The organism is Pseudomonas sp. Marseille-Q5115 (genome assembly GCF_916618905.1).
GTDB classification, from domain to species: Bacteria; Pseudomonadota; Gammaproteobacteria; order Pseudomonadales; family Pseudomonadaceae; genus Aquipseudomonas; species Aquipseudomonas japonica_A.
This window is the reverse complement of sequence record NZ_CAKAKI010000001.1, coordinates 4,268,932-4,294,616: the sequence shown is the minus strand read 5'-3', so window position 1 is coordinate 4,294,616 and position 25,685 is coordinate 4,268,932. Positions and strand designations below refer to the sequence as shown.

General features: G+C 62.5%; 25 protein-coding genes. 10 read left to right on the top strand and 15 right to left on the bottom strand.

Features of this window, described 5'->3' with window-relative positions; genetic code table 11:
* Positions 1-6 precede the first annotated feature (6 nt).
* The 4 genes from metX to LG385_RS19530 all read right to left on the bottom strand — a co-directional run bounded on the left by metX (position 7) and on the right by LG385_RS19530 (position 3,403).
* Complete coding sequence (metX, locus tag LG385_RS19545) at positions 7-1,146, bottom strand: homoserine O-succinyltransferase MetX (RefSeq protein WP_225775569.1); 1,140 nt, start codon at positions 1,144-1,146, stop codon at positions 7-9.
* A 116-nt stretch (positions 1,147-1,262) separates the two neighbouring features.
* Entirely contained in the window at positions 1,263-1,853 is a 591-nt protein-coding gene (locus LG385_RS19540; RefSeq protein ID WP_181113706.1) for a YggT family protein, read from the bottom strand.
* 10 nt (positions 1,854-1,863) lie between these two features.
* Positions 1,864-2,682 (bottom strand): pyrroline-5-carboxylate reductase, encoded by an 819-nt coding sequence (gene proC, locus LG385_RS19535; RefSeq protein WP_225775568.1) that lies wholly within the window; start codon positions 2,680-2,682, stop codon positions 1,864-1,866.
* 22 nt (positions 2,683-2,704) lie between these two features.
* On the bottom strand, positions 2,705-3,403 hold the full coding sequence (locus tag LG385_RS19530) for a YggS family pyridoxal phosphate-dependent enzyme (protein WP_225775567.1): 699 nt from the start codon (positions 3,401-3,403) through the stop codon (positions 2,705-2,707).
* Positions 3,404-3,470: 67 nt separating this feature from the next.
* On the opposite strand from LG385_RS19530, the gene LG385_RS19525 reads away from it, so the two are divergent.
* Positions 3,471-4,505: a type IV pilus twitching motility protein PilT gene (locus tag LG385_RS19525; RefSeq protein ID WP_181113700.1), complete on the top strand. Its 1,035-nt coding sequence runs from the start codon at positions 3,471-3,473 to the stop codon at positions 4,503-4,505.
* A 27-nt stretch (positions 4,506-4,532) separates the two neighbouring features.
* Here LG385_RS19525 and LG385_RS19520 read toward each other — a convergent pair whose 3' ends face one another.
* Positions 4,533-5,171: a C40 family peptidase gene (locus LG385_RS19520; RefSeq protein WP_225775566.1), complete on the bottom strand. Its 639-nt coding sequence runs from the start codon at positions 5,169-5,171 to the stop codon at positions 4,533-4,535.
* A gap of 247 nt (positions 5,172-5,418) precedes the next feature.
* Here LG385_RS19520 and LG385_RS19515 point away from each other — a divergent pair, with 247 nt between their 5' ends.
* Both LG385_RS19515 and LG385_RS19510 read left to right on the top strand, forming a co-directional pair.
* Entirely contained in the window at positions 5,419-5,844 is a 426-nt protein-coding gene (locus LG385_RS19515) for a TM2 domain-containing protein (RefSeq protein WP_225775565.1), read from the top strand.
* 74 nt (positions 5,845-5,918) lie between these two features.
* Positions 5,919-6,902, top strand: coding sequence for a hypothetical protein (locus LG385_RS19510; RefSeq protein ID WP_225775564.1), 984 nt, complete (start codon positions 5,919-5,921; stop codon positions 6,900-6,902).
* Here LG385_RS19510 and LG385_RS19505 read toward each other — a convergent pair.
* From LG385_RS19505 to gshB, 8 genes are all read right to left on the bottom strand, one after another.
* Positions 6,827-7,531, bottom strand: a complete 705-nt coding sequence (locus LG385_RS19505; protein WP_225775563.1) for a lipopolysaccharide biosynthesis protein — start codon at positions 7,529-7,531, stop codon at positions 6,827-6,829. The genes LG385_RS19510 and LG385_RS19505 overlap by 76 nt on opposite strands.
* A 338-nt stretch (positions 7,532-7,869) precedes the next feature.
* Positions 7,870-9,141: a dihydroorotase gene (locus tag LG385_RS19500; RefSeq protein WP_225775562.1), complete on the bottom strand. Its 1,272-nt coding sequence runs from the start codon at positions 9,139-9,141 to the stop codon at positions 7,870-7,872.
* Positions 9,138-10,142 (bottom strand): aspartate carbamoyltransferase catalytic subunit, encoded by a 1,005-nt coding sequence (locus LG385_RS19495; RefSeq protein WP_181113686.1) that lies wholly within the window; start codon positions 10,140-10,142, stop codon positions 9,138-9,140. Before LG385_RS19495 ends, LG385_RS19500 begins: the two co-directional genes overlap by 4 nt.
* On the bottom strand, positions 10,139-10,672 hold the full coding sequence (gene pyrR, locus LG385_RS19490; RefSeq protein WP_225775561.1) for a bifunctional pyr operon transcriptional regulator/uracil phosphoribosyltransferase PyrR: 534 nt from the start codon (positions 10,670-10,672) through the stop codon (positions 10,139-10,141). Before pyrR ends, LG385_RS19495 begins: the two co-directional genes overlap by 4 nt.
* A 39-nt stretch (positions 10,673-10,711) precedes the next feature.
* Complete coding sequence (gene ruvX / locus LG385_RS19485) at positions 10,712-11,152, bottom strand: Holliday junction resolvase RuvX (protein ID WP_181113682.1); 441 nt, start codon at positions 11,150-11,152, stop codon at positions 10,712-10,714.
* Positions 11,152-11,721: a YqgE/AlgH family protein gene (locus LG385_RS19480; protein WP_225775560.1), complete on the bottom strand. Its 570-nt coding sequence runs from the start codon at positions 11,719-11,721 to the stop codon at positions 11,152-11,154. Before LG385_RS19480 ends, ruvX begins: the two co-directional genes overlap by 1 nt.
* Before the next feature lie 49 nt (positions 11,722-11,770).
* Positions 11,771-12,673, bottom strand: coding sequence for an energy transducer TonB (locus tag LG385_RS19475; RefSeq protein ID WP_225775559.1), 903 nt, complete (start codon positions 12,671-12,673; stop codon positions 11,771-11,773).
* A 101-nt stretch (positions 12,674-12,774) separates the two neighbouring features.
* On the bottom strand, positions 12,775-13,728 hold the full coding sequence (gene gshB / locus LG385_RS19470; RefSeq protein ID WP_225775558.1) for a glutathione synthase: 954 nt from the start codon (positions 13,726-13,728) through the stop codon (positions 12,775-12,777).
* Positions 13,729-13,934: 206 nt separating this feature from the next.
* Here gshB and LG385_RS19465 point away from each other — a divergent pair, with 206 nt between their 5' ends.
* From LG385_RS19465 to LG385_RS19440, 6 genes are read left to right on the top strand one after another with little or no spacing between them, the layout of a single operon-like run.
* Positions 13,935-14,348 (top strand): response regulator, encoded by a 414-nt coding sequence (locus tag LG385_RS19465; protein ID WP_181113674.1) that lies wholly within the window; start codon positions 13,935-13,937, stop codon positions 14,346-14,348.
* A 56-nt stretch (positions 14,349-14,404) separates the two neighbouring features.
* On the top strand, positions 14,405-14,770 hold the full coding sequence (gene pilH / locus LG385_RS19460) for a twitching motility response regulator PilH (RefSeq protein WP_181113672.1): 366 nt from the start codon (positions 14,405-14,407) through the stop codon (positions 14,768-14,770).
* A gap of 8 nt (positions 14,771-14,778) precedes the next feature.
* Positions 14,779-15,318, top strand: coding sequence for a chemotaxis protein CheW (locus LG385_RS19455; protein ID WP_225775557.1), 540 nt, complete (start codon positions 14,779-14,781; stop codon positions 15,316-15,318).
* Positions 15,305-17,389 (top strand): methyl-accepting chemotaxis protein, encoded by a 2,085-nt coding sequence (locus LG385_RS19450; protein WP_225775556.1) that lies wholly within the window; start codon positions 15,305-15,307, stop codon positions 17,387-17,389. The genes LG385_RS19455 and LG385_RS19450 overlap by 14 nt, the downstream gene beginning before the upstream one ends.
* Before the next feature lie 10 nt (positions 17,390-17,399).
* Positions 17,400-22,220: an Hpt domain-containing protein gene (locus LG385_RS19445; protein ID WP_225775555.1), complete on the top strand. Its 4,821-nt coding sequence runs from the start codon at positions 17,400-17,402 to the stop codon at positions 22,218-22,220.
* Positions 22,213-22,677: a chemotaxis protein CheW gene (locus LG385_RS19440; protein ID WP_181113664.1), complete on the top strand. Its 465-nt coding sequence runs from the start codon at positions 22,213-22,215 to the stop codon at positions 22,675-22,677. Before LG385_RS19445 ends, LG385_RS19440 begins: the two co-directional genes overlap by 8 nt.
* Here the strand turns inward: LG385_RS19440 and LG385_RS19435 are convergent.
* Both LG385_RS19435 and LG385_RS19430 read right to left on the bottom strand, forming a co-directional pair.
* Positions 22,664-23,392 (bottom strand): 16S rRNA (uracil(1498)-N(3))-methyltransferase, encoded by a 729-nt coding sequence (locus LG385_RS19435; protein WP_225775554.1) that lies wholly within the window; start codon positions 23,390-23,392, stop codon positions 22,664-22,666. The two genes, LG385_RS19440 and LG385_RS19435, sit on opposite strands and share 14 nt — an antisense overlap.
* A 45-nt stretch (positions 23,393-23,437) precedes the next feature.
* On the bottom strand, positions 23,438-24,844 hold the full coding sequence (locus tag LG385_RS19430) for an adenosylmethionine--8-amino-7-oxononanoate transaminase (protein ID WP_225775553.1): 1,407 nt from the start codon (positions 24,842-24,844) through the stop codon (positions 23,438-23,440).
* Positions 24,845-25,129: 285 nt separating this feature from the next.
* Between LG385_RS19430 and LG385_RS19425 the strand changes: the two genes are divergently transcribed.
* The gene (locus LG385_RS19425; RefSeq protein WP_225775552.1) at positions 25,130-25,681 is read left to right on the top strand and encodes a cytochrome b; all 552 of its coding nucleotides are present in this window, start codon (positions 25,130-25,132) and stop codon (positions 25,679-25,681) included.
* Positions 25,682-25,685 lie beyond the last annotated feature (4 nt).

Below are 25,685 nucleotides of genomic sequence, written 5' to 3'. Positions count from 1 at the left end.
GGCACCTCAAATCACAATACGGTTCATGTAGCTGGAAAACGCCTGCAGATAGCGCGGGATAGGAATCAGGAACGCATCGTGGCCCTGGGGCGCGTCGATTTCGAGGTAGGACACGTTCTTGCGCGCCGCCATCAGGGCATCGACGATCTCACGCGAGCGTGCCGGCGAGAACCGCCAGTCCGTGGTGAACGACATGATGCAGAAGTCGGCACTCGCATTGGCCAGGGTTTTGGCCAGGTCATCGCCGTGCGCAGCGGCAGGGTCGAAGTAATCCAGGGCCTTGGTCATCAGCAGGTAGGTGTTGGCGTCGAAGCGCCCCGAGAACTCTTCGCCCTGATACCGCAGGTAGCTTTCCACCTGGAAGGCAACGCTGTGGAAATCGTAGGCCAGTTGGTCGTGCTTGAGCTCACGGCCGAATTTCTCGCCCATGGAATCATCCGACAGATAGGTGATGTGGCCGACCATGCGCGCCAGCATCAGCCCGCGCTTGGGGATCACGCCTTCGGCCTGGAAATCACCACCATGGAATTCGGGGTCGGACAAAATGGCCTGCCGGGCCACTTCGTTGAACGCGATGTTCTGGGCAGAGAGTTTAGGCGCCGAGGCAATGGCCACACAGTGTCGCAGCCGCTGCGGGTAGCTGATCGACCATTGCAACGCCTGCATGCCACCCAGGCTGCCGCCCACCACGGCGGCCCATTGGCGGATGCCCAGCAGGTCGGCGAGGCGCGCCTGGCTGTTCACCCAGTCTTCCACGGTAAGCACCGGGAAGTTGGCGCCGAACGGCTTGCCGGTAGCAGGATCGATACTGCTCGGGCCGGTAGAGCCGTTGCAGCCACCGAGGTTGTTTAGCGCCACTACAAAGAAGCGGCGGGTATCGATGGGCTTGCCCGGGCCGATGGCGCTGTCCCACCAGCCGGGTTTTCGGTCCGCTTCGCTATGGTAGCCCGCGGCGTGGTGATGCCCGGAAAGGGCGTGGCAGATCAGTACGGCGTTACTGGCGTCGCTGTTGAGCTGGCCGTAGGTTTCGTAAATCAGCTCGTAGGCCGCCAGCGAGCGCCCACATGCCAACGGCAGTGGCTCGCTGAACGTCGCTAGCTGCGGTGTGACCAAACCGACGGAATCTTCGGGGAAGACTGTGGACATCGACCCTGCTCTCACTCAAATGAGGCGTAAGGATAAGGAGGGGGGGCAGAGGGGGCAAGCGCCTTCGCCGCGGCGCTTACTGGTAGCGTGCTGCGGCGAGCGGCGTGGGTACGTTATCAGATGAGCGTACGGAGAATCTGCGGCATGCCCGTCATAGCGGCCAGGTTGTTGATCACCAACATGTCCAGCAGCTTGAGCACCATGAATGCCAGGATCGGAGAAATATCCAGGCCGCCGAGGTTAGGCAGCATGCGGCGGAAGGGTGCCAGCACCGGTTCGCAGATCTGATTGACCAGCTCCGCGCCCGGGTTATGGCTGGCAGGGGCCACCCACGACAGGATCACGCTGATGATCATGGCGAAGAAGAAGATATTCAAAAACAGCGCCGTCACGCCAATGATCGACCAGATCAGCAGCTGCAACGGGTTGCCCGTTGTGCCATAGGCCAGCAGCAGGGTGAGGGCCATGATTGCCATCTGGATGATGATCGCCAATAGCAGGGAGGACATGTCCAGCCCGAACAGGCTGGGCACGATCCGGCGTAGTGGACGCAGCAGTGGCTGCGTGGCGCGCACGGCGAACTGGCTCAGCGGGTTGTAGAAATCCGCCCGTACCAGTTGCAGCACGAAGCGCAGCAGAACGATCAGCAGGTAAAGGCTGCCCAGGGTTTGCAGCACGTAAATCAGTGCAGTGTTCAATCCAATCATCTAACGCTCCTTAGTGGGCGAGTTGTTCTGCCAGTTCTTTCGAGCGATGGGCTGCCGCACCCAGAGCCTGTTCCACCAATGCCTCGAAGCCGCCAGCCTGGAAGGCCTTGATCGCCGCTTCGGTGGTGCCTGCCGGAGAGGTTACCCGACGGCGCAGCTCAGCGGCATCCACATCGCTGTCGGCGGCCATGCGCGCAGCACCAACGGCTGTTTGCAGGGTGAGCCTGGCGGCGGTTTCGCGGGGCAGGCCTAGGGCTTCCCCGGCTTGGGTCATGGCTTCGATCAAGAGGAAAAAATCCGCCGGGCCGCTGCCGGATACCGCCGTTACGGCGTCCAGTTGCTGTTCGCTTTCCAGCCACAGTGCCAGGCCCACGGCGCCGAGCAGCTGCTGTGCGTCACGCTTTTGTTCTTCGCTGACCTGAGCCGTGGCATACAGGCCGCTGGCCCCTTCGCGTACCAGCGCAGGGGTATTGGGCATGCAGCGCACGATGGGGCACTCACCGAGCCAGGCGTGCAGGCTGGCGCAGGTAATGCCCGCGGCAATCGACACAACCAGTTGGCCCGGGCGCAGTGCGGGGCGCAATGCCTCGCACACGGCCTTCATGGCCTGGGGTTTGACGGCGAGTACCACGATGTCGGCATTGTTCGCTGCCGCGGCGTTATCTTCGAACGTGGCGATGCCATAGGCTGCGGCGATGCGTTCGCGGGTGTCCTGGCCTGGATCGCTGGCCGTGAGCCGGCTGGCCTCGACGCCCTCGGCGCGCAGGCCACCGATCAAGCTCGCTGCCATGTTGCCGGCGCCGATGAAGGCGATACGTGGTGTGCTCATGAAAATTCCTGTGATCGGGTAGTCAGGCGGTAGGTTCAGGCTTGCTGTAATCGCGGGCGCCGAACAGTGCGGTACCAATGCGAACCCAGGTCGCGCCTTGGCTGATCGCGGCCTCGAGGTCATCGCTCATGCCCATGGACAGGCTATCCAGCGCGCCATCCAGGCCGTCGCGCAGGGCCCGCACGCGGGCGAAGGTAACGTTCTGTTCGTCAATGCTCATGCCGGGCTCGGGAATGGCCATCAAGCCTCGCAGGCACAGGCCTGGAAGGGCGCCAACCGCAGCGGCCAGGGCGGCAAGCTCGGCGGGTTCACACCCGGCCTTGCTGGCCTCGCCGCTTATGTTCACCTGCAGGCACACGTTAAGGGGCGGGAGATGGGCAGGCCGTTGTTCGGCCAGGCGTTGGGCAACTTTCAGCCGGTCTACCGAATGCACCCAGTCAAAGTGCTCGGCAATGGCCTTGGTCTTGTTGGACTGGATAGGCCCGATGAAATGCCAGGTAAGGTCCAGGTCCGCCAGTTCGGCTTGCTTGGCCAGCGCCTCCTGAAGGTAGTTTTCGCCGAAATGCCGCTGCCCTGCGGCATGAGCTTCGCGCACGGCCTGGGCCGGCTTGGTCTTGCTGACCGCCAGCAGGTTCACGCTGCCAGGCGCCCTCCCTGCGGCCTGAGTAGCGGCACCGATTCGCGCGATCACCGAGGAAAGGTTGTCTGCTATGGTGGACATTAACTTGGCGCCAGCGGCTTTAGGGGTCTGCGGCATTCTACCTGCTTGTCTGTATTTGGGGAGTCTCATGGACATTACTGAGTTGTTGGCCTTCAGCGCGAAGCAAGGTGCCTCGGATTTACACCTTTCCGCCGGGCTGCCGCCCATGATTCGCGTGGATGGCGACGTTCGCCGCATCAATCTGCCGCCGCTGGACCATAAGGCCGTGCAGGCCTTGATCTACGACATCATGAATGACAAGCAGCGCCAGGATTTCGAAGAGTTCCTGGAAACCGACTTTTCATTCGAAGTGCCGGGGGTTGCGCGCTTCCGGGTGAACGCGTTCAACCAGAACCGTGGCGCCGGCGCGGTGTTTCGGACCATCCCCTCGAAAGTGCTGAGCATGGACGACCTGGGCATGGGGGATGTGTTCCGGCGCATCACCGATGTGCCGCGGGGGCTGGTGCTGGTCACCGGGCCCACCGGGTCAGGGAAGTCCACCACCTTGGCGGCAATGATCGACTACCTGAACAACAACAAGCATCACCATATTCTTACGATCGAAGACCCCATCGAATTCGTTCACGAATCCAAGAAGTGCCTGGTGAACCAGCGTGAGGTGCATCGCGATACGCTCGGCTTCTCCCATGCGCTGCGCTCGGCGCTGCGGGAAGACCCGGACGTGATCCTGGTAGGGGAGATGCGGGACCTGGAAACCATTCGGCTGGCGTTGACGGCCGCGGAAACCGGCCACCTGGTGTTCGGCACCCTGCACACCACCTCGGCCGCCAAGACCATCGACCGCGTGGTGGATGTGTTCCCGGCCGAAGAGAAGTCTATGGTGCGCTCGATGTTGTCAGAATCACTGCAGGCGGTGATCTCTCAAACCCTGCTGCGCAAGATCGGCGGAGGGCGAGTGGCGGCCCACGAGATCATGATCGGCACGCCTGCCATCCGTAACCTCATCCGGGAGGACAAGGTTGCCCAGATGTATTCGGCCATCCAGACGGGCGGATCGCTTGGCATGCAGACGCTGGACGCCTGCCTCAAGGACCTGTTGTCCAAGGGCCTGATTGCCAAGGACGCGGCCCGGGAAAAAGCCAAGAACCCAGAAAGCCTGTAAACCGTGCCCTCGGTAAGGGGGCGGGCTTCAGCGTTGGGTGATACGCAAGGTGGAGGCGGCGGGCTGCTTCGGCAACACCCGCTTGGCCACTACGTAATGAGCTTTCCAGTACGGCTTGTTCAAGGTGTCGATAGACACCGCCTTGCCACGGCGCGGGGCATGGATGAACTTGTCGTCGCCCAGGTAGATCGCGACGTGGTTCACCTGGCGGCCCTTGATGTTGAAAAACAGCAGGTCGCCGGGCTTGAGGTCTTCCCGGGCAACCTTCACCCCATGGCCGTCGGCCATGGCGTTAGAAGTTCTGGGCAGGTCAATGGCTTTTACGTCATTGAAGGCGTATTTCACCAGCCCGCTGCAGTCGAAGCCCTTGCTTGGGCTGCTGCCTCCCCATTTGTAAGGGGTACCCAATACCTGAACCGCGCGGCTGAGCACGGCATTGCTCTGGCTGTTCTGCCGGGCGGACATCTGGGCAGCCGCTACCTGAGCGGAATGGATACCAGCCTTGCGCGGAGCATGGCGGGGCGCGCGGGGCGCGGATTCGGCTTCGCCAGCCTGAGCGGTGTAACCCGAAAAACTTGAAGGCAGCGGTTGCTCACGGTTGGAGGCGTAAGCGGCCAGGGGACATAAAAGGCAAACTGTCAGCCATGTCTTGATTAGTAGGTGCATTAGGCAGGGCTCGATGATGTGGCGCGCAACTTTATAACAGCTTTTTTGCCTGTTTTTGACCCGCTGGTCGATCCGGGACCGCGCCATCGCGAACCCTGAATAGGGTTTTATGTCTATGACATCCACCCAGCCCCCGGTTTAGCCGGTTTCGCTCTCGCTTTATACTGGGTTACCGCTTGTCGGGTAACCGCCGGAAAGTCACACTTTCTTCCACAAATTTTAATAATCGAGAGCGAAGTCAGCCTCTATGAATACCTATCAACCCGAGCCCGGGCTTCAAGACACGCACAGCATTGTGTTCGGCTATGCCTTGTGGATTTTTGGCTTTACAGGGGCTCACCGCTTTTACTACGGCAAGCCGGTGACCGGCACGATCTGGCTGCTCACGCTCGGCTTGCTAGGCATCGGCTGGTTGATCGACCTGTTCCTGATCCCGGCCATGGATCGCCAGGCGGACCTGCGCTTTCATAGCGGCCCGCTGGACTACAATATCGCCTGGTTGCTGTTGACCTTTCTGGGGCTGTTCGGGGTACACCGCCTTTACCAGCGCAAATGGATCACCGCGGTGCTGTACTTCTTTACCGGGGGGCTGTTCGTGGTGGGGATCCTTTACGACTTCTGGACGCTCAACGAGCAGATCTCCTTGAAGAACCGCGAAGCGTATCGCGGGTAGCGCGTGCCATAAGCCGACTGCGATAATCTGCTGCTCGCTCGGGTAGTCTGAGCGCACACAGGGCAGGGTACAGGTTGAAGGCATATTTTCTCGGCTGGACGGCGCAATACGAGCGGCGCTTCATCGCCTATTTGGCCATCTCCCAGCCTGTAGAAGTATTGGCCCCCCCCAGGCTGGCCCAGCGCGTTCAGCGCAAGATCCAGTCGCTGAACAAGCGCCTGGGGGGCGTTCGAGTGAGTGATGGCTGGCTGGGGCGGGTGGTTTGCCGCCTGCGCAATGCAGGCCCGGCTGATCTGCTTGTGTGCAACGAAGGGCAGGTACGTCGCAATGTGAATCCGGCCATCGTTCGGGCGTTTCCAGGCCGCAAGGTGCTGTTGGTCCGAGATCTGGTGGACGCCGCGTTTCTGAGCGAGGTTCGCCCGCTGTTTGACGCCATCTACAGTTTCGATCAGCAGCAGTGCGAAGCGCTTGGAATGCGCCCCCTCAACCAGTTCTTTCCGCTTGGCTTTACCGAAACCGGGCGCGACGTGGCAAGGTCGACCGTAACGGGGCACGTCATGAAGTGCTTTTTCCTGGGCCGAGATAAAGGAAGAGCAGCCATGCTCGAAGCGCTCGCGCAGAGCCTGCGGGCCAGTGACTGCGAGCCGGACTTCTACATCGTGCGAGACGAAACCACGAATATGGTCACGCCTTACCACGTGGCCGATGTGATGGACTATGAACAGAACCTTGCCCATGCGCAGCAAGCCGACGTGCTGGTTGAGATCAACCAGCCAGGCCAGGCCGGGGTAACCTTGCGCACCTTGGAGGCTGCTTATTTTGGTAAGAAGCTGATCACCAATAACGGTGCGGTGAAAAGCCTCCCGCTCTACCATCCGAGCAACGTCTACGTGCTGAGTGACGATGGCAATGCCGATCCGCAACAGTTGCGGGCGTTTCTGCGGGCGCCGCTGGTGGCCTTGCCTGACAACGTGCTCTATCGCTACTCCCCGGACTTCATGCTCGAGCAGTTGCTGGCCGATGCTCGGGCGGCAGGGTCCAACCCAGTCGCGTGCTGATGCACCAAGCTCTTTCGCAGCGTTTGCAGATCTGCCCGCTCAACCACCGAGGTGGGTAACCGGCTGTGTGTAGAAAGGTTCAGCACCTGCCTGCCCGTGCCATCGAAGGCACGCTTGAGCACGCGGAAGCTGGGCAGGATGCGTACATCAAAGTAATCATTAAGCCCGCAGGGCGATCGCTTGCCTATGCGGTCGTCATAGAACCGTTGCGCCGAGCCATTGAGGTCTACGCCAACCATGAATACCTTGTCGAAACCCAGGTGATAAGCCAGTTGCAGACAGACGTAGGCCACCGTGCGCGCGTCGAAAAACCCGTAGCTCATATCCTTGCTGAAACCAATGCTGCGTGACCGCTTGCTCAATATGTTGCGCGAACGCGTCGCGCGATCACGGTCGTGGCCCAGCAGGTGCTTGAATCCGGTAGTGGGTGCTTTACGTAAAGGGTAGGCAATGGCTTTCTGTTCGGGCGCTAGCCGGGCGATTTCGTCGGGCCACAGGGCAAGGTTATCCGCTCGCGCCAAGGCAGCCTGATACAGCTCCGGTTGTTCGCGCGGGAAACCGCGGTCGGTACATACGTAGAACAGTGGCCTGATAGCAGTGTCAAGGAGGTGGGAAATCGCACCGTTCATTGTAATGATCGGAACGGTCGAAAACTCCTGCACCGGGAAATCCTGGGTTGAGGGGCCGGAAGCGAGGACAATCACCGACCCGCGCATGGTATTTCTACACGCTGAAAAACAGCGGCTGGAGAGAACTGGCTGCAACATGAGAAACGGCACACCGATACAAGATCAGGGCACATTGGGTCGATAAACTTACCCGCATACGTGCCTGATGAGGAAGGAAGGCGTAGTGAGTAACGCTACCGGAGCCTGCCCTTCCATTGAAAACCAAAAGTATAAACTGAATGTGTCTGCCTTGTGCGCAAGCGGGTACGGTCACGGCCGTACCCCTTGCGTGCAGGGCCTTACGCCTCGTGGGTCAGGTGACCGTCGGCGACTGTATAGCGCACCTTGCCAGGCAGGCAGTGCCCGAGGAATGGGTTGTTTTCCCCACGCGAATGCCAGCGCTCGCCTGCCAGGGTGCTGGCGGTGGGGTCGAACAGCATCAGGTCTGCCATGCCACCCACTTTCACTTCCCCGGCAGGCAGGCGCAGCGCCTGGGCCGGGCCGGCGGTGAGGCGAGCCAGCAGCGTAGGCAAGTCCAGCACCCCTTCTTCTACCAGTGTCAGCCCAAGCGGCAGCAGTAGCTCCACGCTGCTGATGCCTGGCTCGGTCGCTCCGAACGGCGCCTGCTTGGCGTCGCGTTCATGCGGTTGATGATGGCTGGAGATTGCCTGGATGACACCGGCTTTCACCGCTTCACGCAGCCCGTCGCGGTCGGCCCGGGTGCGTAGTGGTGGCTGCACGTGGTACAGGCTGGAGAAGCCGGTCAACGCTTCGTCGGTGAGAATCAGCTGGTACAGCGCCACATCTGCGGTAACGGGCAAGCCACGTGCCTGGGCCTGGGCGATCATTTCGGCCCCACGGGCCGTGGTCAACTGGCTGAAGTGAGCCCGTACACCGCTTTGCTCCACAAGTAACAAGTCTCGCGCCAGCGCGACGGTTTCGGCCGTTTCCGGTATCCCCGACAAGCCCAGGAAGCTTGCCGTGGGGCCTTCGTGCGCCAAGCCACCGGCCGCCAGGTCCCGATCCTGAGAGTGGAAGACGACGGTCAGGTCGAACGTAGCGGCGTATTCCAGCGCCCGGCACAGCGTGCGCGTGTTGCTGAAGCTGTTCAGGCCGTTGCCGAAGGCGACGCAGCCTACATCTCGCAGCGCAACCAGCTCGGCCAGTTGCTCACCTTCCAGGCCTTTGCTCAGCGCCCCTATGGGGTACACCTTGCAGTGGCCGGCGTCGCGGGCGCGGTCCAGGATCAGCTCGGCCACGGCGGAGGTGTCCAGCACTGGGCGGGTCAGCGGGGGGCAGCACAACGAGGTCACACCCCCTGCGGCCGCAGCCCGGGTTTCGCTGGCGATGCTGCCCTTGCGGCTATAGCCGGGCTCGCGCAGGGCCACGTTGAGGTCTACCAGCCCCGGCGCGGCTATCAGCCCTTGAGCGGTGATCTGCCGCGCCGGCGTAAAGCCGGCGGGGGCTGCGCCAATGGCCACTACCTTGCCGTTTTCCACATGGAGGTCGGACAGCTGATCCAGGCCCGACGCCGGGTCGATGAGCCGGGCGCCGATAATGCTTAAACTCACTGCACGTTCTCCTGCTCGAACTGCCGTTGGGCTGCCTGGCCGCTCATGGCCATGGACAGCACGGCCATACGCACGGCGATGCCGTAGGTGACCTGATTGAGAATGACTGATTGGGGGCCGTCGGCCACTGCTGACTCAATCTCTACGCCGCGGTTGATGGGCCCTGGGTGCATCACGATCGCATCGGGCCGCGCCAGTGCCAGGCGCTGAGTGGTCAAGCCGAACAGCCGATAGAATTCGCCCTCGCTGGGCAGCAACCCGCCTTGCATGCGCTCACGTTGCAGCCGCAACATGATCACTACGTCCACGTCCTTGAGCCCCTGGGCAAGGTCGGTATAGACCTTCACGCCATACTGCTCCACGCCGACCGGCAGCAGCGTTTTCGGGCCGATCACGCGGATGTCGGGGCACCCCAGGGTTTTCAGCGCGATCATGTTGGAGCGCGCCACCCGCGAGTGGAGGATATCGCCCACGATCGCCACTGATAGGTTTTCGAACCCGCCCTTGTGCCGGCGAATGGTGAGCATGTCGAGCATGCCCTGGGTAGGGTGCGCATGGCGGCCATCGCCCCCGTTGATCACGGCGACATCAGGCGACACGTGTTCAGCGATGTAATGAGCCGCGCCGGAGTCAGCGTGGCGAACCACGAACATGTCGGCGGCCATCGCCTCCAGGTTGCGCAAGGTATCGAACAGCGTTTCGCCCTTGCTGGTGGAGGACGTGGACACGTTCAGGGTAATTACGTCCGCGGACAGCCGTTGCGCCGCCAGTTCGAACGTGGTGCGGGTGCGTGTGGAGTTCTCGAAGAATACGTTGCAAACGGTCTTGCCGCGCAGCAAGGGGACCTTTTTGACCGCCCGGGCGCCTACCTCGAGAAACGAGTCGGCGGTGTCCAGGATCTCGGTCAGCAATTCCCGGGGCAATCCGTCCAGAGACAGGAAGTGCCGCAGTTGGCCCTGATCGTTCAGTTGCAAAGGGCGCTTGGCGTGGGTCGGGTTCATCGAGGAGACTCTTGAAGGCCGGAGGCAGGCTCTACAACTTGCTGCTCCAGGGAAAGCGGGGAAGGGCCGAGCAATTTTACCCGTTCGTTCGGGGCCAGCGACAGGGTTACCCCGGCAATGTCCGGGCGGATGGGCAACTCGGCAGCGTCCAAATCTACCAGGCTGACCAGCGTTACGCTGGCTGGCCGGCCGTAATCGAACAGCTCGTTCAGGGCAGCCCTGATGGTCCGGCCGCTCATCAGTACGTCGTCAACGAGAATGAGGTGCTGGCCTTCGATTTCGAACGGCAGGTCCGACGGGCGCACTTGAGGGTGCAGGCCGTTCTGGCTGAAATCATCCCGATAAAAGGACACATCGAGGGTGCCAAATGCAGCGGCAATACCCATTTCCTGAAGCAACGCCTGGGTTACCCAGACCCCGCCAGTTCGTATGCCGATGAAACGTGGTGCGTCGATGCCACGGGCCTGAAGGCGTGTGCGCAGGTCGATGGCCATTTGGCGGATGAGGTCCGCGGGGTTGGGTAAGGTCATGCAGGCTCCAATCGGCCGCGGCCAGCGGCCCGGCAGGGGTCAGAAATCAGAGAGTTGCGCGGCGTTGGCTTCCAGCCAGCCCTCCAGCAGCAGCCGCGCAGCGATGGCGTCCACTGGGTTGTCTCGGTAGCTGTGGGTGCGTTGACCCCGGGCCATGCGCTCGCCTTTCGCTTCGAAGGTGGTCAGGCGCTCGTCATGGGTGTGTACCGGCAGGTTGAAACGGCCATTGAGCTGGCGGGCGAAGCGTTCCGCACGGGCGCTCATGTCGCTTGGGCTGCCATCCATGTTCAGTGGCAGCCCCACTACCAGCGCATCGGGTTTCCATTCCTTGATCAGGGCTTCCACCTTGAGCCAGTCCGGCACGCCGTTTTGTGCCTTGAGTACGCACAGCTCACGGGCCTGGCCGGTGATTACCTGGCCCACGGCGAGGCCGATCTGCTTGCTGCCGTAGTCGAACCCCAGAAGCAGGCGCACGGCCATCAGGCGTGCCCCGCCTGGCTGGTGAGCAGGCTCAGGTTCACACCCAGGCGCGCGGCGGCTGCGGTGAGCCGCTGCTCGCTGGCCACGGAAAACAGGATGTCGGGATCGAACGGGCAGGTCAGCCAGGCGTTTTCGGCCATTTCGCTTTCCAGCTGACCGGCTTCCCAACCGGCATAGCCCAAGGTAATCAGGCTGTTGGCCGGGCCGCTGCCATCGGCGATCGCGAACAGTACGTCCTGGGACGTGGAGAGGGAAATCCCGCCCAGGTCCACGGTGGCGTCGTATACCGGGCCACTGGTGTGCAATACGAAGCCGCGGTCCATCTGCACCGGCCCGCCGCCATACACGGGCACCAGCTGTGCCGAAAGCGGTGGCGTGGCCTCTGGCCGGAGCTGTTCGAGAATATCCGCCAGGTTCAGCTCCTGCGGCCGGTTCACCACCAGCCCCATGGCGCCATGGTCAGTGTGCTCCACAATGTACGTGAGGGTCTGGGCGAAGTTCGGATCGGCCATGTGCGGCATGGCGATCAGGAACTGATGCTTGAGGTAGCTGGTTTCAAGGGTTTTCATAGGCGTAGTGTGGCGCTGCCTCGATGTGCTTACAAGCGATGGACTGTCACTAGTTGCTGGACAACCGGTCGCCCTTGGCGAACCGCCATGTCCTGATGATTTCGAGCCGATCGATGTCCGAAAGGTCCCCGGTGAACGGTGCGAATGGCGCCGCCAGGCGCACGATACGTTGTGCGGCTTCGTCCAGCAGGGGCTGTCCGGAGGATTCGAGTATCAGCACTTCGTACAGCGAGCCGTCGCGGTTGATCGACACCAGCATGCGCAAGCTGCCGTAGATCTGCTGCTGGCGTGCCCGTTCGGGGTAGTTCAGGTTGCCGACCCGTTCGACCTTCTTGCGCCAGTCTTCCTTGTACCAGGCGCCCTTGTCACGCATGGTCGAGGCTGCACTCAAGCGATAGATGCGAGGGCGTTTGGCGTAGGCCTGCTGCTCGTTCGACAACTCTGCTTCAAGGCTGGCGATCTCGCTGGACAGCTGCGAGCTGTCGAAATCGGGCGTGGTGACCTTCGGTTTTTCGTCCGCGGGTTGCTGCTGTGGGCGCGCTTCGACCTTGCGTGGTTGCACGGTGGTGGTGGCCACGGCCTTGGTTTTCTGCGGCGCCTGCTCGCGTACGGGGCGCGGTGCCGGTGGTGGCGTGACCTTGTTGATCTGTTCGCTCTGGAAGGGCGCGACCTCGGTAGTTTTGGGCACTGCATTGTGTTCGAGCGTGCCGCTGCCCTGCTGATTGTCCTGGGCCAGGAAGTCCGCTTTTTCGGGCGCCTTGTCGCTCTTGAAGGTCGACAGGGTGATTTCCAGCGTTTTACTGATCTGGGCAGGGGGCTCCAGGCTGAAACTGACGCCGAGAATCACCGCCAGGTGCAACAAAGCGGCGACGAACAGGGCGAAGCCCAGGCGGTCTGCCGGGCCGGCCGCCTTGGGCGCAAGCTTTGAGGAAATGTCGGTAAAGCTGGTCATCGGCTATATGGAGCCCACACCGCTGGGAGTCGAATGGCGGAGCATCATACCGCAAATGCCCCGCTTCGGTGCCGCCGCTGGTAGGCGGGCGGCAGGATGCATCAGCGGCTTTGCAGCTTGCGCTCTATGGCGTCTATCAGCAGGCCGCCGATATCCGTGCCGTAGGCTGCGTCGATTTCACGGGCGCAGGTAGGGCTGGTCACGTTGATTTCGGTCAGGTAGTCGCCGATTACGTCCAGGCCCACGAACAACAACCCTCTTTCCCGCAGGCTGGGCCCTACCTGGGCGGCGATCCAGCGGTCACGGTCCGAGAGTGGGCGCGCTTCACCGCGGCCGCCTGCGGCCAGGTTGCCTCGGGTTTCCCCTGCGGCAGGGATCCGGGCCAGGCAATAATCCACAGGCTCCCCGTCGATCATCAGGATGCGCTTGTCGCCCTCGGTGATGGCCGGGATGTACTTCTGCGCCATGGTCTGGTGGGTGCCATGAACCGTCAGCGTTTCGAGGATCACCGAAAGATTGGGATCACCCTGGCGGTGGCGGAAAATGGACGCACCGCCCATTTCATCCAGGGGCTTGAGAATCACGTCGCCGTGTTCGGCCACGAATTCGCGGATGATGTCTTGGCGGCGGCTTACCAATGTTGGCGGGTTGCACTGCGGGAACTGGGTGGCGAACAGCTTTTCGTTGCAATCGCGCAGGCTTTGCGGCTTGTTGACCACCAGCACGCCGGCCCGCTCCGCTTGTTCCAGGAAGTAAGTGGCGTACACGAACTCGATGTTGAACGGCGGGTCCTTGCGCATCAGGATCACGTCCAGGTCTTGCAGCGCGATGTCCTGAGGGGCTTCCAGTTCGTACCAATGCTCCGGGTCGGCGAACACTTTCAAGCTCGAGGCCTTGGCCCGTGGCTGCCCGTTGGCCTGGTACAGGTCTGGCAGCTCCATGTAGGTCAGCTCCCAGCCACGCGCCTGGGCGGCGAGCAAGAGCGCCAGCGACGTGTCTTTCTTGTAGTTGATACGCGAAATGGGGTCCATGACGATGCCGACGCGAATGGGCATGGTGGTGTGTCTCCAGGCAGAATGGCAGGCTTTGATGGCCGTCAGGGTGGCCCGCTCAACCGTGATGGTCAAGGGCGCCTGCAAGGGCGCCTGCAGAGGCGCGGCATGGAAGCCGCCTCAAGACTGTGCTAAAAAGCTCCGAGGCCCGCGCGTGACGCACCGCAGCGGCGCATGGGCCACCCGCCGACGAAACCGAACGAGCGATCATGGAACAGCATTCGCGAACGTATTCGCGGAACTTGAAGGTCATGGTGGTCGATGATTCCAAGACCATCCGCCACACCGCTGAGACACTGCTCGAGCAGGTGGGGTGCGAGGTCGTCACCGCCGTGGACGGTTTCGATGCTCTGGCGCAGTTGGCCGATCACGCTCCCAGAATAGTCTTCATCGACGTGATGATGCCTCGTCTCGATGGCTATCAGGCCTGCCAACTCATCAAACAGAACCCCCGCTTCTCTGGAACTTCAGTAATAATGCTGTCGTCTCGCGAAGGTCTGTTTGACCGGGCCCGTGCGCGCGCCGTTGGCGCCGACCGGTTCCTCACCAAGCCGTTCGACCGGGCCTCGCTGCTTGAAGCTATCCATGCCCAGGTGCCGGAGTTCCAGCCTTTGCCAACCTGACGGCGAGCGCGAAAGCGTTGATGCAGACGTCAATTCATAACCGAACGAGGACCAGCATGGCTCGAATCCTGATCATCGATGACTCGCCGACCGAATTGCAGAAACTGACCGGCATGCTCGAGCGGCAAGGGCACCAGGTGCTCAAGGCCGCCAATGGGGGCGATGGCGTTGCATTGGCCCGCCAGGAAAAACCCGACGCGGTGCTGATGGATATCGTGATGCCGGGCATGAACGGGTTCCAGGCTACCCGTCAGCTCACCAAGGACGAGTCGACTGCCAGCATTCCCATCATCATCATCACTAGCAAGGACCAGGAAACCGACAAGGTGTGGGGCGCGCGTCAGGGCGCGCGGGCCTACTTGACCAAGCCTTTCGAGGAGAGCGAGCTGGTGTCTGCCCTTGGCGATGTGCTGGCGAACTGACTGAGCGCATGAACGCTTCGTATACCGCTTTCGAACTGTTGCTGGCCATTGATCAACGCTGCCGCGCCCGGGCCGCCGGGCTGCCGGTGGAGCTGGAGGGCGAGCGGCCCTGGAGCGGCATCAGCTTTCGCATGGGCAACGGCTGGTATGTGGCCCCCATGAGCGAGGTGGCCGAAGTGCTGCCCGAGCCTCGCATGACCCGTATTCCGGGGGTAAAGCCTTGGGTACTGGGTGTAGCGAACCTGCGCGGGCGCCTTCTCCCGGTGATGAACCTTTCCGGATATTTCGGCGCGGCGCTGTCCAGCCACCGACGGCAGCGCCGCGTACTGGTGATCGACCACGAAGAAGTGTTCACTGGCCTGCTGGTAGACGAGGCGCCGGGCCTGCAGCATTTTCCCGCCACGGATATGGCAACGGTGCGCCCCGAAAGCCTCGACGAAGCGCTGTCCCCCTTCGTCAAGGGCTACTTCTTTCATGAGCGGGAATGGGCAGTGTTCAGCCCGTTCTCGTTGGTCACGGCAGCGGAGTTTCTGAATGCGGCGGCATGACACTGGCGGGGCGCGCGCATCGAGCAGTCAGGGCGCGGGTGCGACCCGGCAGGGCTCGCGCAGCACGGCTCAGATCGCCGGCCTGTTCGTGGCCCTGGTGATCCTGATCATGCTGCTGTTTGCCAATTTCGCTTACCTCAATACCCAGGGCAATCATGACAAGCAGTACATTGGCCATGCCGGTGAGCTGCGCGTGGTATCGCAACGCATTGCCAAAAATGCAACCGAAGCCGTCACGGGCAAGGCAGAGGCCTTCCGCGAACTGACCGCGGCGCGTAACGAATTCGACCGCCGCTGGCGCTACCTTACCGAGGGCGATGCTCACACCGGCCTGCCCCCGGCTCCGCATACCGTGCATGAACAAATGGTTGCGGTGCAGCGGGATTGGGATCGCCTGCGCAAAAGCGCCGATACCATCCTGGCCAGTGAGCAGACTGTGCTGTCGCTGCACCAGGTGGCCGCCACCCTCGCCGAAACCGTGCCGCAGCTACAACTGGAGTCCGAAAAGGTCGTTGATAGCCTGCTGCGCCGTGGCGCGCCAGCGGAACAAGTGGCCGTCGCCCAGCGCCAGTCGCTGCTGGCGGAGCGCATTCTTGGATCGGTCAATATCGTGCTGGCGGGCGATGAAAACGCGGCACGGGCGGCCGAAGCCTTTGGCCGTGACGCCAATCGCTTTGGCGTGGTGCTCAACGGCATGCTCAATGGCAGCAGCACCCAGGGCATCCGCCAGGTGGACGACCTCCAGGCCCGTGCCCGCCTGCAGGAAATCGCCGAGCTGTTCGCGTTTGTCTCCGGCTCGGTGGGTGAAATCCTGGAAACTTCCCCAGAGCTGTTCAGGGTACGCGCCGCCGCCACGGATATTTTCAATTTGTCCCAGACCCTGCTGGACGAAGCCTCGCGCCTGGCCGACGGGTTCGAGGACCGCGCCGGCGGGCGTACCCTGGATGTGGTCGGCGGGTACGTGCTCGGCCTGCTGGCGCTGGCGTGCATCATCCTAATGGCAACCATCATGGTCCGTGAAACCAACCGGCGGCTGCGCGAAACCGCAGAAAAGAATGAGCGCAGCCAGCACGCCATCATGCGTTTGCTGGACGAGATCGAGGGCCTGGCCGCTGGCGACCTCACGGTCACTGCTTCGGTGACGGAGGACTTCACCGGCACCATTGCCGACTCGATCAACTATTCCATCGACCAACTACGGGACCTGGTCGCCACCATCAACCGCGCCGCCGAGCGGGTGGCAAGCGCGGTTCAAGATACCCAAGGCACGGCTCGCCAACTGGCCAAGGCATCCGAGCATCAGGCTCAGCAGATCAGCGAAGCTTCGCGCGCCATCAGCGACATGGCCCAATCCATCGACCATGTGTCGAGTAACGCGTACGAATCGGCCAAGGTCGCCGAGCGCTCGGTGAACATTGCCAACAAGGGCAGCGAAGTCGTACACAACACCATCCAGGGCATGGACGTGATCCGCTTCCAGATCCAGGACACCTCCAAGCGCATCAAGCGCCTAGGCGAGTCGTCCCAGGAGATCGGCGACATCGTTGGCCTTATTGATGACATTGCCGAGCAAACCAACATCCTTGCCCTCAATGCGGCGATTCAAGCCTCCATGGCGGGCGAGGCGGGGCGCGGCTTTGCCGTGGTGGCTGATGAAGTACAGCGCCTTGCCGAGCGCTCCTCGGCCGCCACGCGGCAGATTGAAATGCTGGTTCGCGCCATTCAGGCCGACACCAACGAAGCGGTCATGTCCATGGAGCAGACTACCTACGAAGTGGTGCGCGGGGCGTCGCTGGCCCAGGACGCTGGCGTAGCGCTGGAAGAAATCGAAAGCGTGTCCCAGGACCTGGCCGCGCTGATCCAGCGCATCTCCAATGCGGCGCAGCAGCAAACATCCTCGGCAGGGCAGATCTCCCACACCATGGCGGTTATCCAGGAAATCACCACGCAAACGTCTTCGGACTCCACCGCCGCAGCAGAAAGCATGAGTAACCTGGCGCAAATGGCCAGTGACATGCGCCGCTCGGTGTCCGGGTTTACTTTGCCGCCGGCCGAGGCCGTGAAGCCATGAACAGGGCAGCATGAAATTCGACAGAGAAGGGCGTGCCGATGTGGTTGGGCTGCAGTGGCTCAAACCAGAGTTGGCTGTGACCCTGGCCCAGGCGCGTCATGCACTGGATGCCGGGACCGATGGCCTGCCCGAATGCGCCCGTGCCTTGCACGCCGTGGTCGCCACGCTGGGTTTTGTGAATTTCCCCGGGGCGAGTCGCCTGGCTCGTGACCTGGAGCGCCTGGCTACGCTGCCCCATCCCACGGCAGCCGCGGTAGACGCGCTGCGCCACCTGATCGACCGGTTGCCCGGTTACCTGGAGCGCGTTGCCACAGCCCGCCATGACCTGCCGCTGCTGTTGCAGCCTTGGCTCAATGAAATCCGCGCCACCCTTGGTGAAACACCGCTCTCCAATGCCGATATGGCGGACCTGGTAGGCCGGCCGGTTGCCGATGAACCGGTTCGCAGCATGCCGGCTGTAACCCCGGACCGTGCCGGGCTGGGCCCCTTGGTTGCCGCTTTGTGCGAAGAGTTGTCACGCAACAAGGCCCGGCTGGATCAATACCTGCTCGATGGCCGGCGTAACCCGGCTGAACTGGTGGCGATTGCCCCCTCGCTGAGGCGCATTGCCGATGCGTTGGCGGTGTTGGGGTTTCAGCAGCCGCGGCGGGCCATCCTCGACCAGATGGGGATCATCCAAAACCTTGCCAACGGCGCCCACCCGGTGGACGACGCCAGCATCATGGACGCCGGCGGCGCGCTGCTGTACGTGGAAAGCACCCTGGCCGGCATGGTTGGCCCTGAGGATCTTGTACCCGGTGCCGCACAAATACCGCCTACGGAACTGGAGCGTATCCATCACCTGGCGATCGAGGAGGCGCTTACCGCGCTGGAGCGCATAGAGCAATCGATCAGCGAATGTGCGGATGGCGGCTGGGCCGCCGACCACCTGGCGGGGATCCCGGCTCAGCTGCTGGAACTGAGGGGGGCGTTGGCGATGGTGCGTCCCGAAGCCTTGCTGTCACTGCTCGACGCGCTCGAAACCTATGTCCACGACCGCCTGCTGCCCGCCAGACAGCCACCAGCGGCGGGCGTGCTGGAAACCCTCGCTGACGCATTATGTGCCATCGAATGGATGCTGCGGCGTTGGATGGTCGATCCCAGGGAAGCGGAAGAAGCCTTGCTGGCCAGCGCCGGGCATGCGCTGGCGGGGCTGTGGGCAGGCAAACTACCGCAGGCCACGGCATCACCGCTACCCGCGCCGGTATCGCCGGAGGGTGAGCCGGGAGAAGAGCCTCTCGATACCCAGTTGCTGGATATCTTCCATCATGAAGCCCGCACTTATCTGGAAATACTTCGTGGTTACCTGCGAAAAGCCGTTGCGCCAGCGGCAGTAACCGAGGCATTGCTGAGGGCACTGCATACGCTCAAGGGCAGCGCATTCATGGCTGGTGTAGTTCGCATGGGCGAGATGGCAGCCCCGGTTTATAGACTGTGCAGGGAATTTCACACCCGACAGCGGCCCCTGGGCAACCCGGAACTCGGCTTGTTGCGCGAAGCACTGACCTTCCTGGAGCAAAGCCTGGAGGAGGTTGCCCGCCACACACCGCAGGCCATTACGCAAGACCATCGCCTTGCAGAACAGGCCGAAGCGCTGCTGGCGCGCACGCCTGCCAATATGAACAGCGGCCCAGCCGAATCGGGCGTTCGCGATCAGCGCGGTCAATTGCTTACCCAGGGCATTGAATATCTGGACGAAGCTCAGGAATACCTGACCGACTGGCAGCGTCAGCCGGGGCCATTTTCGGACCTGCCCCCGCTGATCGAGGCATTGGACCGCCTTGGCGAGATGACGCACCTGGCCGAATTGCCGGCCATGGATGCGCTATGCGAGGCCCTGCTGGACCTCTATGGCGCTATCGATGAAGCCAGCCTGGCCGCCTCCGCCGCTGTGCTCCAGGCAGCGGCGCAAGCTCACGACGCCCTCTACGACATGTTTGACGAATTGGCGGCGGGTCAGCCCGTGGCTGCGCGTCCGATGCACCTTCGTCGGCTGCGGTACTGGATTGAAAACGCCCTCGCCCCTGACGCCTTGGGCGCGGTAGGTCAAGCAGCGACACTGCGACTGCCTGAAGCCTTGCCTTCCGGGCCGCCCGGTGCAGGTGCGCCGCATAGTGAATGGCTGGCGTTCTTCCTGGACGAGGCCGCCGACCTACTTGAAAGCGCCGACGAGGCGCTACGGGTGTGGCTTCAAGATCCTCAGCGGGATAGCGCGCTGGTTGCCCTGGAGCGCGACCTGCACACCCTGGCAGGGGGCGCCACACTGGCGGGGCTTGAGCCTTTTGCAAGCTATGCCAGAGCAGTTGCCGGGTTGTATGGCCGTTTGCACGATGCGGCCACTATGGATGGCGAAGCACGGGCACGCCAGGCGCACGAACGCCTGCACGAATGGCTGAGGCGGATGGCCGAAGCCGGCCCGGACGGCCCGCAAGAAGCACCTTGGTTATCCGTGTGGCTGGAGGATGTAAATGCGGCACTGCCATTAGCGGGCGAGGATACGTCTGGCGCTGAGGAGAACGACGCGCAGGCTACCGAGCGCGAGCTGCTGCAGGTGTTTCTCGAGGAGGGCGCCGACCTGATTGAAAGCGCGGGCGCGGCATTGGCTCGATGGCAGGCCGAGCCGAGCAACGCGCTGGAGGTAGAGAACCTTCTGCGTGACCTGCATACCCTCAAGGGCGGTGCCCGCATGGCGGAGGTGGGCCCCGTTGGCGACCTGGCTCATGAGCTGGAAACCCTCTACGAGCGGGTGTCGGCCGGGGAGCTGGAGCCCGCCCCGGCCCTGTTCAAACTGCTGCACAAGGGCCATGACCGTTTGGCCTTGATGCTCGATACGGTTCGCGCGGGCGATGCGGCGCCCGTGGATTTCACCCTGCTCGATGCGGTGCAGGGCTACGGCAGCCGGATCCTGCCCCCGCCCCGCGAACCTGCACGGCCTGCCGTGGCAGATCAGGCGCCCATGGCCGAGCGCGGCGGCGCCGACCAGATCAAGGTGGCCGCGCAAACCCTGGAAGGCCTTGCCAACCTGGCTGGAGAAGCCTCTATTACGCGAGGCCGGGTGGAGCAGCAGGTCAACGATGGCCACATGGCCATGCTGGAAATGGAAACCACCCTTGCCCGCATGCGTGATCAGTTGCTGCAGCTGGACAACGAAACCGTGCAGCCGCCAGGCGGCCGCGCTTCGCCCGCTGGGGCCCATGACGCTTTCGATCCGCTTGAGCTCGAACGTCAGACCCATCTGCGCGAGCTTGGCCGCGCCCTGCTGGAAGCGGTATCCGACCTTTCCGATCTGAAAGATACCTTGGCTGCGCGCAATCTGGAGGCACAGGCGCTGCTCGCGCAGCAGGCGCGGATCTGTTCCAGTTTGCAGGAAGGGCTGATGCGCACGCGGATGGTCCCGTTTGCCCGGGTATTGCCACGGCTGCAGCGTATCGTGCGGCAGGTAGCCGAAGAGCTGGGCAAGGACGTTGAGTTCGAGACACTGGACACTGAAGTCGAGATGGACCGCACCGTGCTCGAGCGCATGATCGCCCCCTTGGAACACATGCTGCGCAACGCCATCGATCATGGCCTGGAAAGCGCGCCGGCACGGTTGGCCGCGGGCAAGCCAGAGCAGGGGCGGATAACTTTGCGGGTCGCCCACGAAGGCGGCGAAATCGTGATCGAAATGAGCGATGACGGTGCCGGCATTCCCCTTCAGGCCGTACGCGACAAGGCCATCAAGCGAGGCTTACTCAGCCCTGACAGCGATTTGCGTGACCACGACGTATTGCAGTTCATTCTGCAGCCGGGTTTTTCCACGGCACAGAAGATCACCCAGATCTCCGGCCGTGGCCTGGGCATGGATGTGGTGCACGAAGAGGTAAAGCAGCTGGGCGGCAACATGATCATCGACAGCCAGGCCGGCAGTGGTGCGCGCTTCGTGATTCACTTGCCGTTCAGTGTGTCCATCAACCGAGCGCTGATGGTGCAGTGCGGCGAACAACTGTTCGCGGTACCTCTGAACAGCATCGAAGGCATCGTGCGGGTAGCGCCGGAGGAACTGGCCGCAGCTTATGCCACGCGCGTGCCGCGTTATCGTTATGCGCAGCTGTCTTACGACCTGCGCTACCTGGGCGACGTACTCGGTGTTACCCCCCGGCCCGCGGCGCTGGAAGGCGGTTTTCCGCAACCGTTGCTGCTGGTACGCGCCCCGGATCACCAGGTGGCCTTGCATGTGGATGCGCTCGCGGGGTCGCGTGAAATCGTGGTGAAAAGCCTCGGGCCGCAATTCGCGGCGGTCCCTGGGCTCAGTGGCGCTACCATCCTGGGCGACGGCCGCGTGGTGCTTATTCTCGACCCGCTGGCGCAGATCCGTGCCGCCCACCTTCGCCCTGGCCCGACGGCCATTCCCACCGCCCGTTACGTGTCACCACCCACCAAGCCCTTGCTTGCCTTGGTGGTGGACGACTCCGTAACCGTGCGCAAGGTCACCAGCCGCCTGCTGGAGCGGCACGGAATACGTGTACTCACCGCCCGGGATGGCGTTGAAGCATTGCAACTGCTGGCCGAGCAGCCGCCCGACGTGCTGCTGGTAGACATCGAAATGCCACGGATGGACGGCTTCGAACTGGTGAGCAGGCTGCGCGCCGAGCCAAGGCTGGCTACTATCCCGGTGATCATGATTACTTCCCGAACCGGGGAAAAGCACCGCCAACGCGCCATGGCGTTGGGCGTGAGCGAGTTCCTCGGCAAGCCCTATCAGGAATCCCAACTGCTGCACCTGATACGTTTCTGGAGCAGCAAGCATGCCTGAGCGGGCCTTTTCTCGACGTGACACGCTGAGCACGTTGTTGCTGCCACTGGCCGAGCGCCAGCTGATCGTTCCGGACGTGGCAGTCGCCGAACTGATCGGCTACCGGCCCGGTGTACCTGCAGGCTCGGTGGCGGCTTGGGACCTGGGCAATATCACCTGGCGAGGGCGTCCGTTGCCGTTGGTGAGTTTCGAAGCGGCTTGCGGGCAGCCCCTCCCCAGCGGCGAGCGTGTGCGTATTGCCGTGATGCACGGGATAGGGCCACGATTGCCGTTCTTCGGGCTATTGGTGCAAGGCATTCCCCGCATCTTCAAGGCAGACAGCCAACTGAGCTACATCGACGTTCCGCTGGCCTCGCTGGAACTGGCGGCGGTGCTCGCCGGCAATGACGTTGCCCGGGTGCCGGACCTCGACGCCCTCGCCGGGGTCATTCTTCAAGGCCGCCTCACTGCGGGCTGAAGTCCCCCCACAGCTGCTGTGCCAAGGCAAGCGCGACTACCGGGGCGGTTTCCGTACGCAACACTCTCGGGCCCAGCCGTGCCGGATGAAAGCCCGCAGCCTGGGCCTGCTCCACTTCCACTTCGCTCAAGCCGCCTTCCGGGCCGATCAGGAACGCCAGCGAGGCGGGCGTTGCGTGGCTGCTGAGGGGGGCGGACACCGGGTGCAGCACCAGCTTGAGATCCGCTTCGCACGCTGCCAGCCATTCGGCCAATGTGAGGGGCGGGTGAATCACCGGCACCGTAGAGCGGCCGCTTTGTTCACAGGCGCTGATAGCTACCTGGCGCCAATGAGCCAGGCGTTTGTCGGCGCGCTCGTCCTTGAGGCGAACTTCGCAGCGTTCGCTGACCACTGGCGTGAGCTCATTCACCCCCAGCTCTGTGGCCTTCTGGATGGCCCAGTCCATGCGTTCGCCACGGCTCAGGCCTTGCCCGAGGTGCACATGCAGCCGGGATTCCGGCAAGCCCGGCATCACTTCGTCAACTTGTACGCTCACTGTCTTCTTGCCAACCTGCAGCAGGGTTGCGAGGTACTCATGGCCCCTGCCGTCGAACAGTTGAACGCGGTCTCCCTCGGCCAGCCGCAGTACGCGACCGATGTAATGGGCCTGCGCCTCGGGGAGCTGGTGCTCACCCACGGCCAGCGGCAGGTCGACATAAAAACGGGAAAGTCTCATGAGGCCACAATCGTCCCACAGATAAAGGTAATGAAGCGGCGGGCGTCAGCCCGGGTCGCGGAAGTTTGGGTGCAGCCCGGTGGCTACGCTTACGGGGGTGCCATCGCGGGTGGCGATATCAATGCCTTCGGTAGCTACCTGCGCGAGGAAGTCGATCTGCTCGGGCGTAATCACATAGGGCGGCAGGAAGTACACCACGCTGCCCAGTGGCCGCAGTAACGCCCCACGCTCCAGCGCGTGTTCGAACACTTTGAGGCCGCGCCGCTCCTGCCATGGGTAGGCCTCGCGGCTGGCCTTGTCGCGCACCATTTCAATGGCCAGCACCATGCCGGTTTGTCGTACTTCGGCAACGTGAGGATGGTCGGCCAGGTGCGCGGTGGCGCTGGCCATGCGCTGCGCCAGGCCCTGGTTGCGTTCGATCACCCGGTCCTGCTCGAAGATGTCGAGCGTGGCCAGGGCCGCCGCGCAGGCCAGTGGGTTACCGGTGTAGCTGTGAGAATGCAGGAACGCTCGAAGGGTGGAGTAGTCGTCGTAGAAGGCCTGGTACACCTCATCGGTGGTCAGGCAGGCGGCCAGTGGCAGGTAGCCCCCGGTCAGCGCCTTGGACAGGCAGAGGAAATCAGGGCGAATGCCGGCTTGTTCGCAGGCGAACATCGTACCGGTACGGCCAAAGCCTACGGCGATTTCATCGTGGATAAGGTGCACGCCGTAGCGGTCGCAAGCTTCGCGCAGCAACTTCAGGTAAACCGGATGGTACATGCGCATGCCGCCGGCGCCCTGGATCAGGGGCTCGATGATGACTGCGGCGATGGTGTCATGGTGCTCCGCGAGCGTTTGCTCCATGGCGGCGAACATCGTGCGCGAATGCGCTTCCCAGCTCACGCCTTCCGGGCGCAGGTAGCAATCCGGGCTAGGTACTTTGAGTGTGTCGAGCAAAAGCGCCTTGTAGGTTTCGGTAAACAAAGGCACGTCCCCTACAGACATCGCGGCGATGGTCTCGCCATGGTAGCTGTTGGTAAGGGTAACGAAGCGCTTCTTCTCTGGCTGGCCGCGGTTGAGCCAGTAGTGGAAGCTCATCTTGAGCGCCACTTCGATGCAGGACGAGCCGTTGTCCGCATAGAACACTCGATCCAGGCCTTCAGGCGTGATCCGCACCAGGCGCTCTGACAGCTCGATAACCGGGGCGTGGCTGAAGCCCGCGAGGATCACGTGCTCCAGTTGGTCGACCTGATCCTTGATGCGCTGGTTGATACGCGGGTTGGCGTGGCCGAACACGTTCACCCACCAGGAGCTCACGGCGTCGAGATAGCGCTTGCCATCGAAGTCTTCCAGCCACACGCCGTCGCCACGCTTGATCGGGATCAATGGTAGGCGTTCGTGATCTTTCATCTGCGTACAGGGGTGCCATAACACCGCCAGGTCGCGGTCCATCCAGTGCTGGTTGAGGCTCATGATCAAGCTCCATTGGCGCCGAGAAGGGGCCGGTGAAAAAAGATGGCAAGCCTATGCAATGCGCTGCCCGCAGACAACCCGCAATGTATGGTCGGTTGTGCGTTACATCCGGGAATGATCCCAGCGTGCACGCCTGTGGCGAACAACGAATGCTGGATTAACCTTGCCTTAACGGACCACGAACATAATTCATATCGCGATATTCGATTAATAAAAGCTAAATTTTTCGCTTTTTTTCGATAGGTAAGCGGTTAATCTTCCTCCACGAAATCAGAGGGCGCTGTGATGCAGCTTCGAAACTCACCTTCTCGCTACGGGGCTGTCAGCCTGTTCCTGCATTGGGGCGTCGCCCTGGCGGTGTTCGGCATGTTCGCCCTTGGGCTATGGATGGTTGGCCTGGGCTATTACGATCCTTGGCGCAAGGCAGCGCCGGAACTGCACAAAAGCATCGGCCTGGTGCTGTTCCTGTTCATGGTGTTGCGCATGGTGTGGCGAGTGGTAAGCCCACCGCCGCCGCCTACGCCTAACCAGGGCCGGCCTACTCGGATAGCCGCAGTGACTGTGCACATGTTTCTCTACCTGGACATCTTCCTGGTCATGGTTACGGGTTACCTCATTTCCACGGCCGACGGGGTAGGGATCTCGGTTTTCGGGCTGTTCGAAGTACCTGCCGCGTTCAGCGGTATTGAAAACCAGGCGGAGCGCGCCGGGGACATTCACCTGTACCTCGCCTGGGTATTGGTGGTGTTCTCCGTACTGCACGGGCTTGCCGCCCTCAAACATCACTTCGTCGACCGGGATGCCACCCTCGTGCGCATGCTGGGCCGCCGAGCTTGACCTT

Excerpts from the sequence above, each read along its gene's own strand:
- LG385_RS19465 (WP_181113674.1), top strand. The coding sequence starts at position 13,935 with ATGGAACAGCATTCGCGAACGTATTCGCGGAACTTGAAGGTCATGGTG.
- pilH (WP_181113672.1), top strand. The coding sequence starts at position 14,405 with ATGGCTCGAATCCTGATCATCGATGACTCGCCGACCGAATTGCAGAAA.
- LG385_RS19520 (WP_225775566.1), bottom strand. The coding sequence starts at position 5,171 with ATGCACCTACTAATCAAGACATGGCTGACAGTTTGCCTTTTATGTCCC.
- gshB (WP_225775558.1), bottom strand. The coding sequence starts at position 13,728 with ATGCCCATTCGCGTCGGCATCGTCATGGACCCCATTTCGCGTATCAAC.
- LG385_RS19505 (WP_225775563.1), bottom strand. The coding sequence starts at position 7,531 with ATGAACGGTGCGATTTCCCACCTCCTTGACACTGCTATCAGGCCACTG.
- ruvX (WP_181113682.1), bottom strand. The coding sequence starts at position 11,152 with ATGGCCGTGCGCCTGCTTCTGGGGTTCGACTACGGCAGCAAGCAGATC.
- pyrR (WP_225775561.1), bottom strand. The coding sequence starts at position 10,672 with ATGACCTTACCCAACCCCGCGGACCTCATCCGCCAAATGGCCATCGAC.
- LG385_RS19450 (WP_225775556.1), top strand. The coding sequence starts at position 15,305 with ATGCGGCGGCATGACACTGGCGGGGCGCGCGCATCGAGCAGTCAGGGC.
- LG385_RS19440 (WP_181113664.1), top strand. The coding sequence starts at position 22,213 with ATGCCTGAGCGGGCCTTTTCTCGACGTGACACGCTGAGCACGTTGTTG.
- LG385_RS19425 (WP_225775552.1), top strand. The coding sequence starts at position 25,130 with ATGCAGCTTCGAAACTCACCTTCTCGCTACGGGGCTGTCAGCCTGTTC.
- LG385_RS19445 (WP_225775555.1), top strand. The coding sequence starts at position 17,400 with ATGAAATTCGACAGAGAAGGGCGTGCCGATGTGGTTGGGCTGCAGTGG.
- LG385_RS19435 (WP_225775554.1), bottom strand. The coding sequence starts at position 23,392 with ATGAGACTTTCCCGTTTTTATGTCGACCTGCCGCTGGCCGTGGGTGAG.
- metX (WP_225775569.1), bottom strand. The coding sequence starts at position 1,146 with ATGTCCACAGTCTTCCCCGAAGATTCCGTCGGTTTGGTCACACCGCAG.
- LG385_RS19540 (WP_181113706.1), bottom strand. The coding sequence starts at position 1,853 with ATGATTGGATTGAACACTGCACTGATTTACGTGCTGCAAACCCTGGGC.
- LG385_RS19430 (WP_225775553.1), bottom strand. The coding sequence starts at position 24,844 with ATGAGCCTCAACCAGCACTGGATGGACCGCGACCTGGCGGTGTTATGG.
- LG385_RS19530 (WP_225775567.1), bottom strand. The coding sequence starts at position 3,403 with ATGTCCACCATAGCAGACAACCTTTCCTCGGTGATCGCGCGAATCGGT.
- LG385_RS19525 (WP_181113700.1), top strand. The coding sequence starts at position 3,471 with ATGGACATTACTGAGTTGTTGGCCTTCAGCGCGAAGCAAGGTGCCTCG.
- LG385_RS19495 (WP_181113686.1), bottom strand. The coding sequence starts at position 10,142 with ATGAACCCGACCCACGCCAAGCGCCCTTTGCAACTGAACGATCAGGGC.
- LG385_RS19515 (WP_225775565.1), top strand. The coding sequence starts at position 5,419 with ATGAATACCTATCAACCCGAGCCCGGGCTTCAAGACACGCACAGCATT.
- proC (WP_225775568.1), bottom strand. The coding sequence starts at position 2,682 with ATGAGCACACCACGTATCGCCTTCATCGGCGCCGGCAACATGGCAGCG.
- LG385_RS19475 (WP_225775559.1), bottom strand. The coding sequence starts at position 12,673 with ATGACCAGCTTTACCGACATTTCCTCAAAGCTTGCGCCCAAGGCGGCC.
- LG385_RS19455 (WP_225775557.1), top strand. The coding sequence starts at position 14,779 with ATGAACGCTTCGTATACCGCTTTCGAACTGTTGCTGGCCATTGATCAA.
- LG385_RS19480 (WP_225775560.1), bottom strand. The coding sequence starts at position 11,721 with ATGAAAACCCTTGAAACCAGCTACCTCAAGCATCAGTTCCTGATCGCC.